Genomic DNA, 14,875 nt, shown 5'->3' with positions numbered 1-14,875 from the left:
TCCCGGAAACCCCGGAGCGCCAGCATGGCCGGGCCCGCTCGGCCAACTTCCCCCCACTTCAAGGGAGTTCACATGCGCATGTTCTACGCGCGTCGACGCACCGCCGCACTCGGCGCCGTCACCGCCGTCGTCTCCGCTCTCACCCTGCTGAACGGCCCGGCGGCGCAGGCCGCTCCCCCCACCCCGGTCAGCGGCGCCACCGCCCGCACGTACCTCTCCGAGCTCACGGTCAAGGCCGAGGGCTCCTCCGACGGCTACAGCCGTGACCTCTTCCCGCACTGGATCACGCAGTCCGGCGCCTGCAACACCCGTGAGGTCGTCCTCAAGCGCGACGGCACGAACGTCTCGCAGGACTCCAGCTGCGCGGCCACGTCCGGCAGTTGGTACTCCGAGTACGACGGCGCGACCTGGAGCGCGGCGGCCGACGTCGACATCGACCACATCGTGCCGCTCTCCGAGGCCTGGAAGTCCGGCGCCAACGCCTGGACGACCGCCCAGCGCCAGGGCTTCGCCAACGACCTCACGCGGCCCCAGCTCATCGCCGTCACGGACAACGTCAACCAGTCCAAGGGCGACCAGGACCCGGCCAAGTGGATGCCGTCGCGCACCGCGTACAAGTGCACCTATGTCCGCATGTGGGTGCAGGTGAAGCACTACTACAACCTCTCGGTGGACTCCGCCGAGAAGAGCGCGCTGACCTCGTACCTCAGCGGCTGCTGACCCCTGGGGCCGAAGACCTGGATCCCGGCTTCCCGGAACCACCCCGCCGGTCTCCGTCGTTCCGTACCGTACGGGGCGACTGAGGAGGCTGATCACGTGGCACGGCTGCGACTTGGACCGCTGCTGAGATACGTGGACGAGTCGTCGGCGACCGTCTGGGTCGAGGCGAGCCGTCCGTGCACCGCCGAAGTGCGCTGCACGGACGGCTCGTCCGGCCGTGCCCGCACGTTCCAGATCTGCGGCCACCACTACGCGCTGATCCCGGTGACCGGCCTCACGCCGGGCAGCGCGACGGCCTACGAGGTGCTGCTCGACGGCGTCCAGGTCTGGCCGCTCGCCGACTCGCCCTTTCCACCGAGCACGATCCGCACGCCCGCGTACGACGACGCGGCCCGCCCCGTCCGTATCGCGTTCGGCTCGTGCCGCTGGGCAGCGCCGCCCGCCGACGGCCACGACCCCGTCGGCCCGGACGCCCTGGACACGCTGGCCACCGAACTCGCCGCAGCGCCCGAGGCCGAGCGCCCCGATGTACTGCTCCTGCTCGGCGACCAGGTCTACGCGGACGAGACCTCACCGGCGACCCGCCGCTATCTCGCGGCCCGCCGCGACCTGCGCGACGCCCCGGGCAACCAGGTCGCGGACTACGAGGAGTACACCCGGCTCTATTACGAGTCCTGGCTCGACCCCGATGTGCGCTGGCTGCTGTCCACTGTCCCCTCCTGCATGATCTTCGACGACCACGACGTCATAGACGACTGGAACACCAGCGCCTCCTGGCTCGCGGAGATACGGGCCACCGACTGGTGGAACGAGCGGATCCTCAGCGGCCTCATGTCGTACTGGGTCCATCAGCACCTGGGCAATCTGGCGCCCCCCGAACTGGCCGCCGACCCCGTATACGCGGCGGTGCGCGCGGACCCCGACGGGACGGACGTGCTCAGGGAGTTCGCCGCCCGCGCCGACGCCGACGCGACCTCCGTGCGATGGAGCTACCGGCGCGACTTCGGCCGCGTACGGCTCCTGATGGTCGACACGCGGGCCGCCCGCGTGCTGGCCGAGTCGGACCGGTCGATGCTCGATCCGACGGAGGCGGCGTGGCTGCGGGAGCAGTCGCTGGAGTCACCCGGCGCGTACGACCATCTCCTCATCGGGACGTCACTTCCCTGGCTGCTGCCGCATCTCGTGCACGACGCCGAGGGGTGGAACGCCGCACTGTGCAGGGGCGAGCGCGGCGCGCGGTGGGCCCGGCTCGGCGAAAAGCTGCGCAGGCGGGCCGACTTGGAGCACTGGGCCGCGTTCCCCGCGTCGTTCGACGCCCTGACGGCGCTGATCGCCGAGGCGGGCGGCGGCGAGGGCGCGCCGGCGACGGTGTGCGTGCTCTCCGGCGACGTCCACCACGCGTACGTCGCCGAACCCGCCTGGCCCGACGGCGCACCGGCCCCGGCCGCGCGCGTCCTCCAGCTGACCTGCTCGCCGCTGCACAACTCCATCCCCGGCTCGATAAAGCTCGGATTCCGCCTCGGCTGGAGCGGCTTCGGCCGCGCCCTCGGCCGGCGCTTCGCCCGGCACGGCCGGCTCACCACTCCCCCGGTCTCCTGGCGCAAGACGGGCGGGCCCTGGTTCGGCAACCAGCTGATGACACTGACGCTGCGAGGTCGCGCGGCGCGACTACGGCTCCAGGAGGCACAGCCGGTGCCGGGCGGAAAGCCCGGGCTGCGGGAGGCGGCGGACATCGTGATGAGTGAGTGACCGTACCGAGTCGGTGACCGTACTGAGTGAATGTCGTGAATGACCGTGCGTGACCAGGCCTGTCGCCCACGGGTCCGCCCGGTGAAGATACGGCGCACACCCGGACTCCGCTCTTCCCTTGACAGGGCGACCCGGCATGATGAGCGGACGTTCCGCTTCCAGCAGCCCCACATGTCCCTGGAGTCCCTCTTTGTCCGCAGTGTGCTCGGCGCCGGCCGCAGCGATAGTCGGCGCGGGCCCGCGCGGCACCAGCGTCCTCGAACGACTCTGTGCCTCGGCCTGCGAGCTCCTGCCGCCCGGCGCCCGCCTCACCGTCCACGTCGTCGATCCGGCGCCGCCGGGAGCGGGCAGCGTCTGGCGGACATCACAGGCACCCGAACTCCTGATGAACACCGTCACCTCACAGGTCACGCTGTTCACCGACGACAGCGTGGACTGCTCGGGTCCGATACGCCGGGGCCCGAGCCTGCACGAGTGGGCCCAGCACCAGGGACTCCCCCTCGGCCCCGACGACTACCCGTCCCGCGCCCTCTACGGCGAGTACCTGGAATGGGTGTTCGCCGACACCGTGGGCTGCGCGCCCGACGCCATACGCGTTCAGGTGCACCGGGCGCGAGCCGTGCGCCTCGACGACGCGGACGACGGCCGCCAGACCCTCGTACTCGACAACGGGCAGGAACTGACCGGCCTGTCCGCCGTCGTCCTCGCCCAGGGCCATCTGCCCGCGGCGGCGAGCCCCGCGCAGACGCGCCTCACCGAGTACGCGCTCCACCACGGCCTGCGCCACGTGCCGCCCGCCAACCCGGCCGACCTGGACCTCTCCGCCCTCGCCCCGGGTGAAGCCGTCGTGCTGAGGGGCCTCGGCCTCAACTTCTTCGACCACATGGCGCTGCTCACCGAGGGCCGCGGCGGACGCTACCGCCGCACGTCCGCCGGGGAGTTGCGGTACAAGCCCTCGGGCCGCGAGCCCTGTTTGTACGCCGGTTCGCGCCGCGGCATCCCGTACCAGGCGCGCGGTGACAACGCCAAGGGCGCCTACGGGCGTCACGAACCGGCCGTCCTCACCGCCGAGGTCATCGCGCGCTTCCGCAAGCGCGCCGGCTCGGGGGACGCGCCGGACTTCCTCGGCGAGATCTGGCCGCTCGTCGCGAAGGAGGTGGAGACCGTCTATTACGAGACACTGCTGCGCCGCGCGGGCGCGGGGGACGCCGGTTTCCGCGAAGGCTTCCTCGCCGCGCCGCACCAGAGCTCCGAAGAGGCCGACGTTCTGTACGAGTTCGGGATTCCGGAGGGTGTCCGCTGGTCCTGGGATCGCATCTCCCGGCCGCACGCGGAGCTGCACTTCGGCTCGCCCGACGCGTGGCGGACCTGGCTCCTGGCCCATCTGCGCGAGGACGCGGCGCACGCCGCGCTCGGCAACGTGGACGGCCCCGTGAAGGCCGCCCTGGACGTGCTGCGCGACCTGCGGAACGAACTGCGCCAGGCCGTCGACCACGGCGGGATCGGCGGCGGCTCGCGCCGCGACCACCTCGACCGCTGGTACACCCCGCTCAACGCCTTCCTGTCGATCGGCCCGCCCCGGCGGCGGATCGAGGAGATGACCGCGCTCGTCGAGTCCGGCGTCCTGACGGTGATCGGGCCGCGCCTCGACGTGCGGACCGAAGACGGCGTTTTCGTCGCACACTCGCCCGATGTGCCCGGATCATCCGTGAGAGCCACCACACTCGTCGAGGCGCGGCTGCCGGAGACGGACGTGGCGCGCACCGGCGACCAACTGCTCGCCGGGCTCCTGAAGACGGGCCACGTCCGGCCGCACACACTCGACGGTTACGTGACGGGCGGGGTGGACGTGACACCGCGCCCGTACCGCCTGATCGACCGTCAGGGCAGGCCACACGCACGGCGGTTCGCGGTCGGCGTGCCCACGGAGGGGGTGCACTGGGTGACCGCGGCGGGTGCTCGCCCGGGGGTGGATTCGGTGACCTTGTCGGACGCGGACGCGGTCGCGCGGGCGGCCCTGCGGACGGCCGCCGAGGACCGTACAGAGCCCGGCACGGAGTGCCAATCATGGCCAAATGTTGAACTTGCAAGCGTTGATTAGGGTCCCCTAACCTGTGGCCTCCATCGGTTCGTCCCCAACCGACACAAGGAGTCCCCCCTATGACTGGACGTCTCAACAGCGCCCAGCCCTACGCCCTCGGCCTGTTCCGCATCATCGTGGGCCTGCTCTTCGCCTGCCACGGCGCCGCCTCGCTCTTCGGCGTCCTCGGCGGAGCGATGGGCGGCGGCACCGTCCCCACCGGCACCTGGCCCGGCTGGTACGCGGCCGTCATCCAGCTCGTCGGCGGCGCCCTCGTCGCCCTCGGCCTCGGCACCCGCGCCGCGGCCTTCATAGCCTCCGGCTCGATGGCCTACGCGTACTTCAAGGTCCACCAGCCGGAGGCCCTGTGGCCGCTCCAGAACGGCGGCGAACCGTCCGCGATGTTCTGCTGGGCCATGCTGCTCCTGGTCTTCACCGGCTCCGGGGCGCTCGGCCTCGACCGGCTCTTCACGGCACGCGGCGAGAGCAAGGCTCAGACGCCGGCCGCTTCGGCGTCCGAGCCGGAGCCTGCTGCGGCTTGATGCATGGCCTGCTTGACGGCTTGACCGCTTGATGGGGGTGCCGGCGCACTAGTGCCGGTATCCCCTCACCTCCCCCGGTGACCCGGCGACTCGAACGGCACCGGCTCGAACGGCACCGTGAAGCACGCGAGCCGGGCGCCCGCTCCGCCCGGCATCCCGTGCAGCACCACGGACCGCGCCCCGCCAGGCCTGAACTCCCAGCCCTGCCACGCGGTCGCCGCCCCCGCACCGTGTGCGTCCGTGGTGAAGTCGAGCCAGACCTCGTTCTCCGGGTTCGCATAGGCCGGGTCCTTCGACGGCCGCACCGGATCCTCGCGGTGCTGGTAGTGCCCGCCCGCCGCGGCCGGATCCCCGCCGCACTCCCCCTGGTGCACATGCGCGCCGTACACGCGCCCCGCGGCCAGCCCCTCGACCCGCACACTCACGCCCATACGACCGTGCCCGCCACGCTGAACGACCTCGATCCGCGCTCCGGCGGGCACGAGCTTCATGTCGTACGTGACCGCGGGCGACGCCACGAAGGCGTTCGGCGGCGAGAACCACGCCGCCTCCCGTACCCCGTAACGAGCCGGCTCCGCCGCCCCACGGCCCGCCGGCCAGCCGCCCGCAGTCCCGTGGCCCGCAATTCCGTCGCCGCCCGTCCCGCTGCCCGCCACCCCGCCGCCGGCCGCGAGCACGACCGCCGCCACCGCTCCCGCCACGATCTCTGCCGCCATCGTCCGCTCCTCCAGCTCACGCTCTCCCGCTCGCGGGTCCTCCCGCTCCGTAGTTCGTACGGGGTTACCGGGGCGTACCGCGCCTGCGACGCGGCACCCGGGTGAACGCGACGTGGAGAACACCTGAGCCCCTGGTGACCCTCCAGCCACAACCGAGGCGTACGCTGTACAGCTGTCATCAGCCGCCCCTGCCGCTCCCCGCGACATCGCGGCGTCCATCGCCGACCGGGGAATTCACGAACACGGATCACGGGGGGTCGCGGTGCTGGAGAGTGTGGGGTCGCTGACCGGCGGTCCGTGGATCTACGCGGTGGTGGCCCTCTCGGTACTGCTCGACGTATTCCTGCCCGTCCTGCCGAGCGGCGTCCTGATCATCACCGCGGCCACCGCCGCGGCGGCCGGCACGGGGACGGCGGCCGGGCAGGTGACGCCCGAGGTGCCGTCCATCCTGGCGCTGATCCTCTCGGCGGCCACGGCGTCGGTACTGGGCGACCTGGTCGCGTACCGCATCGCCTGGCGCGGCGGCGAACGTCTCGACCGCGCGATCGCCCGCTCCCGCCGCCTGACCAGCGCGCAGGAACGTCTCGGCGGGGCGCTGGCGCGCTCCGGCGGCGGCATCCTCGTGGTCATCGCCCGCTTCGCCCCGGCGGGCCGCTCGATCGTCTCGTTCGCGGCGGGCACGGCTCATCGCCGGGTCCGTGAGTTCCTGCCGTGGTCCGCCCTCGCGGGCGTGGCCTGGGCGGGCTACAGCGTGGCCCTCGGCTACTTCGGCGGCCAGTGGCTCGGCGCGAGCTGGCTGGCCACGGGGGTGTCACTGCTCGCGTTGTTCGCGGCGGGGGCGGGGGCGGCGTTCCTGATGCGGCGCCCGGCGGCGGAACGGGCGAGCTGACCCACCCGAGGCCCATCCCAGGCCCGCCCCGGGACCTGACTCGGCCCCTCGCCTAGGCGGCTGGCTCCTGGGCCAACTGGCGTCCCTGGCCACGGATTTCGAGCCCGTCGAGCAGCTCGGCGGTCGCCTGGGCGACGACGTCGACGGCCCGGTCGAACACCTCCTTGTTGTGCGCGGCGGGCGCCCGGAAGCCGGACACCTTGCGCACGTACTGCAGGGCTGCGGCCCGGATCTCCTCCTCGGTGGCCTCCTCGGGGAGGACGGGCGGGCGAAGGGTCTTGATGCTGCGGCACATGCCTCCAGTCTCGCGCGCTCCGCCGCCCTCGCGCACACCTTCACAAAGAACCTGCGTTCGAAACACACGTACGAATGAACACGTCCGCCATCGCTCGCCTCAAGAAATCGAACAGGCGTAGCATTGCCGCGTGGCAGCGACCTATGACTTCCCGAGTGACCTCCTGGCGGGCCAGGAGGAGCTGCACCAGGTCAGGGCGGAGCTCCTGACCCTCCTGAAGCGGCTTCCCTGGTCGGTGGACCCCCTCGACGGGTTCAACGACGACCACGGCTGGCGCAAGCGCGAGCGCCCCGCATCCCCTGGCTGGACCCCGGACGAACAGGCCGAGGTCGAAAAGCTACGGCAGCGGGAGCGCGAGCTGGCGGTCTTCGTGACGTGCCACCGCTACTGGAAGGACGTCTCGGGCCCGGACAAGGTGGACGCCCGCATGTACCTCAAGCGGACGCACGAGGCCGACGCCCCGGAGTGACCGAACCCCAGGATCACCCCCGGCGACTCTCAAGCCGCCTCACGCATGGCGGCGGCCCACTCGACCACGAGAGCCTCGTACTCCACTCGCTCCTCCGCACTCAACCGCCCCCCGGCGCGCAGCCAAAGGGCACGTATCTGCTCGTTCACCTCGGCGGCAGGCCGCACGGTCGCGGGTTCGGAAGTCGTGGCCATGACGTGAAGCCTACGTCCACGCACGTGAAGGCTGCGTGAAACCCCCTCGGAGTGACGGAAGTTACGACGTCACGCGCACCCCGAGACGACAAAACACCCACCCCGAATAGACATTCCACCCTCCTCCGAGCCCACATGACGGAAAACTCGTTCACAACTCCTTCACGTGGCACATAATGCCCCTTCTGCACACGAACTACCCCAGGGGGACTACGACATGCGCACGCGCACGACCGCCGCCGCACTCGCCGGCACCGCGCTTCTCGCACTCACGGGCTGCGGAGCCGAAACGGTCAGCAACAAACCGGCAGCACCCCGAACCACACCCGGAACCCCCACCCCCACTCCCACCCCCACCGCGAGCAAGGCCGCCGCCGCCGAGACGGCAAGCCTGTCGAACATGACCGGCAAGGGCCTCCAGTACGCCCAGGACGAGGCGCAGGCGGCGGGTTTCTACGGGCTCACCTCCCATGACGCTCTCGGCCGGGGCCGCATGCAGGCGTTCGACCGCAACTGGAAGGTGTGCGCGCAGACCCCCGCGGCGGGCAAGCACCCCACGGACACGAAGGTCGACTTCGCCGCGGTCAAGCTGGAGGAGGCGTGCCCGTCGAAGGACGCGGACAAGCCGCAGCCCGCCGGATCAACGATGCCCAACTTCAAGGGCAAGTCGGTAAAGGCGGCGCGCGAGGTCCTGGACAGGGCCTACAGCATCACGGTGAACGACGCGACCAGCCAGCACCGCATTGTGTTCATGGAGTCCAACTGGCAGATCTGCACCCAGAACCCGCCCGCAGGTACCGAACTCGACGGCCGGCCGGTGAAGTTCAACGCAGTGAAGTTCAACGAGCCCTGCTGACTGACAAGGGCCGCGGCCGGTCGCGGGCCCAGCTGGAGCCTTCAGTCTCAGCCAGGGCTTCAGGCAGCCCACCATCGGACTGATTTCCGCGTAACACTGGCCCAGCCCCGCCTCGGACGATATCCAAGGCGGGGCCACACAGTCGAAAGCAAGCTACCTATTGTTCCGCGGCTGCTTCGAATTCTGCCCGGACGGCTTCAGTCATCGCCCCCCGCGCGGGCGCGACTTTTCATCCTGATCACGCCTCCGATCGCACACGCAACGAGGTCGACGCGTGGCGCACGGTCGAATGACCCTGCCCACCTTGAACGCCCGGGGATGAGGACCCCCTTGGGACCCCGGGCTGACGTGGGCCCCCTGAAGCGATCTCCAGGGGAGCCGACGCAGAGCAACTGACCTGGGAACTGCTGCCGGTGGGCGCAGACGATTTCGAACCGCCGACATCTGCCTTTTGCTGCTGAGCTGTTGGCAGGTGTCAGCGTTGGTCACCGCTGAGCGCCCCTCCACGGCCCCGAGACGGCCCCGGGAGGGCGCTCCGTGTTGCGATGACATCCGCTCTAGGAGCCTGTCCGGCTACCAGGCACCGACTGCATGTTCGGCGGATTGGCCGGCATGCAAGGGCCGGGATCACAGTTGGGCATGTTCGACCCACCAGGCACCGACGGCGTGTTCGGCGGATTACCCGGCACACAAGGGCCGGGATCACAGTTGGGCGTGTTCGTCCCAGGCACACCGACGGGGCAGTTCATACCCACACGGCAGTCGCTGTTGGGCGTGTTCGGCGGATTGCCCGGGACGCAAGGCCCAGGATCACAGTTGGGCCTGTTCGGCGGATTACCCGGCACACAAGGCCCAGGATCACAGTTGGGCCTGTTCGGCGGATTACCCGGCACACAAGGCCCAGGATCACAGTTGGGCCTGTTCGGCGGATTACCCGGCACACCGACCGGGCAGTTCATACCCACACGGCAGTCGCTGTTGGGCGCCACTGGCGCCGATACCGTCGTGGTCGGCGCCGTCGTCTGAGGCGCTGCTTCAGCGCTTGAAACGCCTATTGCCACAGCGAGCATCGCAGCAAAGAACGTCGCGCCGATCATGTAGGGGATGCGTTTCAGGGTATCTGTCGCCATAACGGTCACCTCTTTTTCCGTGGCCGGGGCAGTTTTCGCCCCACCAAACAGGAGAGTTCCGCCGTAACCATGGGGTGATTCACCATGACCCCCGGGTGACACTGCTCGGCGCCGGACGTGGGTCAACATCTCTGAATGAGCGAGCATCACAGAAAAAACTGGAATGCTGTCGGGGCAGTGCCAATTTTCTACTCTACTGTCCTACTCTCCTCTGCTCTATTTGGAGTTCGGTATCCACGGCGCCGGAAGACCACCCTCAAGTCACGTCGTCTATCCGTGCACTATCAGCGCAGGTGCCCACGCGGTCGGAGTGGCGGCTTTGGGCGAAAGCTGTTACGGGCGAGCGATCGCGGCCTCTCAACCCGCCACTCACCCACAACGCTCACCACGATTCGGCCGGCCCTCGCGAACAGCGCCCCGTCCATCCCAGCGTCTGAGCGCCCCGCCGGAGGCATGTCCTGTGCCTTCCGTTTCCCCTCAGCAAGGCTCTCTCGCTCTGGTTGCGCGACCGGCGTAGCAAGGGGCCCGGAGCGAGGCGGAGACAGGAGCGCAGGGCCCCGGCGGTGAGCCGGGGAGCGCGCGACGAGCGGAGCGAGGAGCCTCGATGGAGCAGGGAACCAACGTGGCTTCCGAACGGGCCTTGATCGCAGCGAGAATGCGGCGGCCCTGCCCTGAGATCGTGCGCTGCTCGATCCCGTCAGGTGCGAGGAACTCGAAGCTCCTCAACTCGTCCGCCTGCAAGGCGATTCGGCCCAGGAACTCGGGAGCGATCTGCCCTCCGTCGAAGAGGTACAGGACCTTGTCTCCTTCGGCCGCGCCGGGAGCCCATTCGACGGCCGGCAAACGGCCGAGTGGAGGGGCGGTGTACGCGCACGTCGTCCAGGACACGCAGCGCGAGTCGGTGAGCCACATGGACCGGCGGCTCAGGCGGTGGCTCGATCGCGAGTGTGACCATGGGCGTTGATGCCAGCCCCGGATGTCGAAGACCCCCGGCCGAGAACGGCCGGGGGTCTTCTCCCAGGTGGGCGCGGACGGTTTCGAACCGCCGACATCTGCCTTGTAAGTTCGATCCGATCCTGCTCCCGCTGCTATCGGTGACTGGCACGACGTCCGGACAGGGATGCTGATTTACGCCGCCGTCCGGTGCCGTTGATGTCAGGCGTGGATGTCAGAGGCCTCGTCGACAGGGCAGGAGACGTGTCAGACCTGCGGTGAATGATCCCGGGTATGGGATACGAACTGCACATGACGCGCGCCTCGGACTGGTTGGACAGCGAGGAACGCCCCATCTCGCTGCGCGACTGGCTTGAGTTTGCACACAACAGCGCGGCACTTCGGCAAGAAGGCCACCTCGACCTGCACAGCGTAGGCCGGCAACCGGTGTTCACATGGGGCAGCCTGGACAGCGTCGCGGTCGGGCTCCATTGGTGCGAGGGACGAGTGATTCTGTCCGGGGCCCACGCACCTGGTGTGGACCTGGTCGGCTTGGCTGACCTCGCAGCCGAACTGTCCGCGAAGCTGATCGGCGACGAGGGGGAGCAGTACCCGAGATCTGTCCGCCGCGGCAACGAAGAGCCCTGAGCTTGGGAATCACCGGGCCGTCACGGAGGGGGTTGACGCTGACCAGCGCAAACGGCCTCTGGTGATTAATCGCGAGGCGTCGCGCTTGACTGCTCTTGACCGCTGGGATCCGCTCTTTCTGGCACGGATGTGGCACGGGCTTCCATCCGCTCTGACGGGTCGCGTCACCGACCCCGCACCCGACAGCAATGTCAACCGAACGGCCCAACATGACGTGTCACCCACATGGATGAACAATTGACTGAGTACTGTCCCAACCGAGGCAATCTGTGAAAGGCGAACCAAATGCGCATTCGACGAATCCTCGCCGCAGTCTTCGCCACGGCAGCCCTCGCCGGACTCGGCCTCACAGGCGCCGCCACCGCCACCGCCACCGCCGGCAGCGTCACCCCGACCAGCGTCACCCCGACCAGCGTCACCCCGGGTGAGTGCACGGACGGCGGCGGAACGATCGATCGGTCGACGCCCATGCTCCCGACCTGCAGAGGCGGTATGAACGACGGGCAGACGGTCGACTAAACCCCACTAGGGCCCGTTGTGAAAGTGGATCGGCGCCCCGCAGCCGCGCGTTGCGGGGCGCTCCCTCGCGAGCGTTCCCCCTCGGCTGACGGCTCAACGTACCTGGGAGGCGTGACACGACTTCCGAAGGGTCGGCACTTGAGGCTGGGCTACGCCTCACCCCTCAACAGGCTGAACTGGGGCATCCCTTGACTCGGACCACCGCCTTAGGAGCGAGGTTGGGTGATCACCGGCAAGGCGGCTTGAACTTCCACGGCCACTTCGAGTTGCTGCTCACCGCTGAACTCTTCGATCCCCCATGTGCCATCCCCACTGACCCTGTGCGTGACCTCGTGGTCGAATTCCATCTCGGTAGGAATACCGGTGGCGGACGCCGATCCGTCCGGATTCAAGGTCACCGTGGTGTCGCACTTCCGGGCGTGCCAGGTGCCTACGAGCTGAGACTCGCGGACGTTTTTCGCTGGCGGATAGCCGCCCCATCCCACGCACGCGGAGACCGACAGCACTATCGGGGTTGTAATCAGCGCCCACTTCCATGTGCGGCCGTTCATCGCCCGCCCCCTCGTACTAGTGGCCTGATCTTAGGCTTCTGGCCAGCCGGGGCAGCATGCGATCTGCGCGCGACGACGTGGGCGGTAGTTGAGACGTCCGCTTGCTGCGATTCGGGATGGCTCCTGGCCTCATCCCTATCAGGTCGATCGAGGCACCTTCTCGACCATGGTGAACGTCTGTAGACCCATGGTCCGGCTAGCGCTGAGGTTCGGCGTTGATCGGTGACGTACGCCCTTGTTGGTGTCAGCCGCTGATGTCAGATGACCTAAGAGAAGAAGAGAAACACTCCGACTCCGACCAGAAGGCCCCCGATCGCAATCGATCCCGCTCTGGTTCGGCGGACTTTCTGAGCTTCAGCGGAACGCCCTTCCTCGCCCTCTTCCCGAATCACCTTGCTGGTGAGAGCGGCGAAGCCGAGGAACAAGCCTCCGAGGAGCGTGAGAACGACGCCCAAGATCCCTACCAAGATCTGCGCATCGCTTTCTTCCGCAAGCCTCACCAATCCCCCTCTGCTTGGACACCGTCTACGGGCCTGCCCCATCCTCAGTGGGGTCGATCAGGCGGTCAAGGGACATGCACAGGGTGCAGCTGAGGTTTCTGCGTCATCAAACAGCTCGACGCGGCTGCTCCGACACCCAGCTCAACCCACCACCTACCTCAGCTCCCATCCCGTCCGCCGTCGACCCACACATCGTGGAGCGGGCGTGGTTCAGGGCGTCAAGGTGGAGCGCGCCACTGTACGAACGACCTTGACGCCCTGGGCCGCGACTGCTCGGCTCTGCCTGGGTCGACGGTGGACGGGATGGGAGCCCACCACGCTCGCCACGATGTGCCCGCGGCCGGGAACGGCGCCCCCTCCCACCCGGTGCCGGCCGATCCCCCGCCGGAGGCATCGTCTGTGACCGTGGGCCGCGTTCGTCGGGTGCTCGACTCATGACCTCCGGGCCTATCCACGGTGGGCGGGCGTCGGCGCAGCGGGGCGGAGCGGGCCGAAGGCAGGAGCGGCAGCCCCGGCGGAGCCGGGAAGCCCGCCCGGCGGAGCGGAGCGCAGCCGGGTGCTTGATGAAGTAGGGAAAGTTCTACCGCGCCCTGATCACAAGGCGATGTCCGGTCCCGGTAGATGCTTGACACTTCGATCCCAGCTGATGGTTGACAGTGGCCGTGATCGGCTATGCCGTGCGCGTTGTTGTGGCGCGTTGCGGGAGGTCGGGATTGGCTCTGGTGGAGTTGTCGGTCGTCGAGCAGAGGTATCGGGCCGTGTTGGCGGTGCTGGCCGGGGCTTCGGTGACGGAGGTCGCGGCCTCGTTGGGGGTGTCGCGGCAGACGGTCAGTGTGTGGAAGTCCCGTTATGCGGCTGGCGGGTTGGCTGCGTTGGCGGATCGTTCCCGGCGGCCGGACTCGTGTCCGCATCAGGTGTCTGCGGAGGTGGAGGCGGCGGTGTGTGACCTGCGGCGCAGGCATCCGGCCTGGGGTCCGCGCAGGATCACTCATGTGCTGGAGCGGTCCGGGTCGGTGAGCCCTGCGCCGTCGCGGATGACGGTGTATCGGATCTTGGTGCGGCATGGGCTGATCGAGCCGGGGGTGCGGCGTCGGAAGCGGTCGGATTACAAGCGGTGGCAGCGGGATGCGCCGATGCAGTTGTGGCAGATGGACATCGTCGGCGGGGTGATGCTGGTCGACGAGGTGACCGGGGAGCTGTCCGAGGCGAAGATCGTGACCGGAGTGGATGATCATTCCCGGTATTGCGTGATCGCGTCGGTAGTGGTGCGGGCGACCGGACGGGCGGTGTGTGCCGCGGTCGCTGGTGCTTTGCGGATCTTCGGTGTGCCGCAGGAGGTGCTCACCGACAACGGCAAGCAGTTCACCGACCGGTTCGGGCAGGGTGGTGAGGTGCTCTTCGACCGGATCTGCCGGGAGAACGGGATCGCTCATCGGCTGACCCAGCCAGCCTCGCCGACCACCACCGGGAAGGTCGAGCGGTTCCATCAGACGCTGCGGCGTGAACTCCTCGACGACTGCGGCCCGTTCACCAGTATCGAGGCGGCGCAACAGGCGCTGGATGCGTGGGTGGGCGAATACAACACCGAGCGGCCGCACCAAGCCCTGGAGATGCAGACTCCGACCGAACGCTTCGCGGCGGTGCCTGCGGCGGAGCGGGAGCTTTTGGGGTTGCGGGTGCCCGCAGTGTTGGCGGCCGTGCCCGCACCGAGGACCGAGCTGGTTGCTGACGTGCCTGACGGCTCGACGCCGGATGCGCCCGAAACGAATGCGGACGCGGTCATGCCATTGGTGGTGCCGGGAGGGCCGGTGGAGTTCGAGCGGGTGGTTCCCGCGTGCGGGAATCCGCAGGTGGCGGGCAAGCAGTTCTGGCTCGGTCCGGCCCGCTCCGGGCTGAGCGTGACGTTCTGGGCCGACACCGCCGTGATCCATCTGCTGGTCGCCGGGGCTCGGATCAAGACCGTGCGCTCACACCTGTCGGTGACGGATCTGACGCAGCTGGCCGCCCGCGGCGGACGTGCCGCCGGGCCGTCTCCACTGCCGACCGGCGAAGGATGCGCGTTCGAGGTGGACCGGACCGTGAAC

The 14,875-nt window shown here is 69.0% G+C and carries 13 protein-coding genes and 1 pseudogene; 10 read left to right on the top strand and 4 right to left on the bottom strand.

Translation table 11 applies throughout. The features are described from left to right. Positions 1 to 72: 72 nt before the first annotated feature. The 4 genes from CG723_RS04760 to CG723_RS04745 all read left to right on the top strand — a co-directional run bounded on the left by CG723_RS04760 (position 73) and on the right by CG723_RS04745 (position 5,091). The gene (locus CG723_RS04760; protein WP_100591963.1) at positions 73 to 720 is read left to right on the top strand and encodes an HNH endonuclease family protein; all 648 of its coding nucleotides are present in this window, start codon (positions 73 to 75) and stop codon (positions 718 to 720) included. Between the two features lie 96 nt (positions 721 to 816). After that, positions 817 to 2,469: an alkaline phosphatase D family protein gene (locus CG723_RS04755; RefSeq protein ID WP_100591962.1), complete on the top strand. Its 1,653-nt coding sequence runs from the start codon at positions 817 to 819 to the stop codon at positions 2,467 to 2,469. Positions 2,470 to 2,608: 139 nt separating this feature from the next. After that, complete coding sequence (locus tag CG723_RS04750) at positions 2,609 to 4,570, top strand: FAD/NAD(P)-binding protein (protein ID WP_100592557.1); 1,962 nt, start codon at positions 2,609 to 2,611, stop codon at positions 4,568 to 4,570. Positions 4,571 to 4,629: 59 nt separating this feature from the next. Continuing rightward, complete coding sequence (locus tag CG723_RS04745; RefSeq protein ID WP_100591961.1) at positions 4,630 to 5,091, top strand: DoxX family protein; 462 nt, start codon at positions 4,630 to 4,632, stop codon at positions 5,089 to 5,091. A gap of 65 nt (positions 5,092 to 5,156) precedes the next feature. Here CG723_RS04745 and CG723_RS04740 read toward each other — a convergent pair whose 3' ends face one another. Beyond that, the gene (locus CG723_RS04740) at positions 5,157 to 5,807 is read right to left on the bottom strand and encodes a superoxide dismutase (protein ID WP_100591960.1); all 651 of its coding nucleotides are present in this window, start codon (positions 5,805 to 5,807) and stop codon (positions 5,157 to 5,159) included. Positions 5,808 to 6,069: 262 nt separating this feature from the next. Here CG723_RS04740 and CG723_RS04735 point away from each other — a divergent pair, with 262 nt between their 5' ends. After that, positions 6,070 to 6,696, top strand: a complete 627-nt coding sequence (locus CG723_RS04735) for a DedA family protein (RefSeq protein WP_100591959.1) — start codon at positions 6,070 to 6,072, stop codon at positions 6,694 to 6,696. Between the two features lie 52 nt (positions 6,697 to 6,748). Here CG723_RS04735 and CG723_RS04730 read toward each other — a convergent pair whose 3' ends face one another. Then, on the bottom strand, positions 6,749 to 6,991 hold the full coding sequence (locus CG723_RS04730; protein ID WP_100591958.1) for a DUF2277 domain-containing protein: 243 nt from the start codon (positions 6,989 to 6,991) through the stop codon (positions 6,749 to 6,751). A 130-nt stretch (positions 6,992 to 7,121) separates the two neighbouring features. Between CG723_RS04730 and CG723_RS04725 the strand changes: the two genes are divergently transcribed. Further along, entirely contained in the window at positions 7,122 to 7,460 is a 339-nt protein-coding gene (locus CG723_RS04725; protein ID WP_100591957.1) for a hypothetical protein, read from the top strand. 29 nt (positions 7,461 to 7,489) lie between these two features. Here CG723_RS04725 and CG723_RS46810 read toward each other — a convergent pair whose 3' ends face one another. Next, positions 7,490 to 7,654 carry a hypothetical protein gene (locus tag CG723_RS46810; RefSeq protein WP_165914432.1) on the bottom strand — a complete coding sequence of 55 codons (165 nt, stop codon included), beginning with the start codon at positions 7,652 to 7,654 and terminating at the stop codon, positions 7,490 to 7,492. A gap of 217 nt (positions 7,655 to 7,871) precedes the next feature. Here CG723_RS46810 and CG723_RS04720 point away from each other — a divergent pair, with 217 nt between their 5' ends. From CG723_RS04720 to CG723_RS04710, 3 genes are all read left to right on the top strand, one after another. After that, positions 7,872 to 8,510, top strand: a complete 639-nt coding sequence (locus CG723_RS04720; RefSeq protein ID WP_100591956.1) for a PASTA domain-containing protein — start codon at positions 7,872 to 7,874, stop codon at positions 8,508 to 8,510. A 2,357-nt stretch (positions 8,511 to 10,867) separates the two neighbouring features. Then, positions 10,868 to 11,221, top strand: coding sequence for a hypothetical protein (locus tag CG723_RS04715; RefSeq protein WP_159032387.1), 354 nt, complete (start codon positions 10,868 to 10,870; stop codon positions 11,219 to 11,221). A 285-nt stretch (positions 11,222 to 11,506) separates the two neighbouring features. After that, complete coding sequence (locus CG723_RS04710) at positions 11,507 to 11,740, top strand: hypothetical protein (RefSeq protein ID WP_100591954.1); 234 nt, start codon at positions 11,507 to 11,509, stop codon at positions 11,738 to 11,740. Positions 11,741 to 11,946: 206 nt separating this feature from the next. Here the strand turns inward: CG723_RS04710 and CG723_RS46050 are convergent, their stop codons facing one another. Then, positions 11,947 to 12,291, bottom strand: a complete 345-nt coding sequence (locus CG723_RS46050) for a hypothetical protein (RefSeq protein ID WP_159032386.1) — start codon at positions 12,289 to 12,291, stop codon at positions 11,947 to 11,949. A 1,228-nt stretch (positions 12,292 to 13,519) separates the two neighbouring features. Here CG723_RS46050 and CG723_RS47320 point away from each other — a divergent pair. Beyond that, positions 13,520 to 14,803: pseudogene (locus CG723_RS47320) on the top strand (IS481 family transposase); the annotation flags it as partial. Positions 14,804 to 14,875: the final 72 nt, after the last annotated feature.

Source organism: Streptomyces sp. CB01635, assembly GCF_002803065.1.
Classification (GTDB): Bacteria; Actinomycetota; Actinomycetes; order Streptomycetales; family Streptomycetaceae; genus Streptomyces.
The sequence above is the reverse complement of the archived record's forward strand: the minus strand, read 5'-3'. Positions and strand labels throughout refer to the sequence as shown.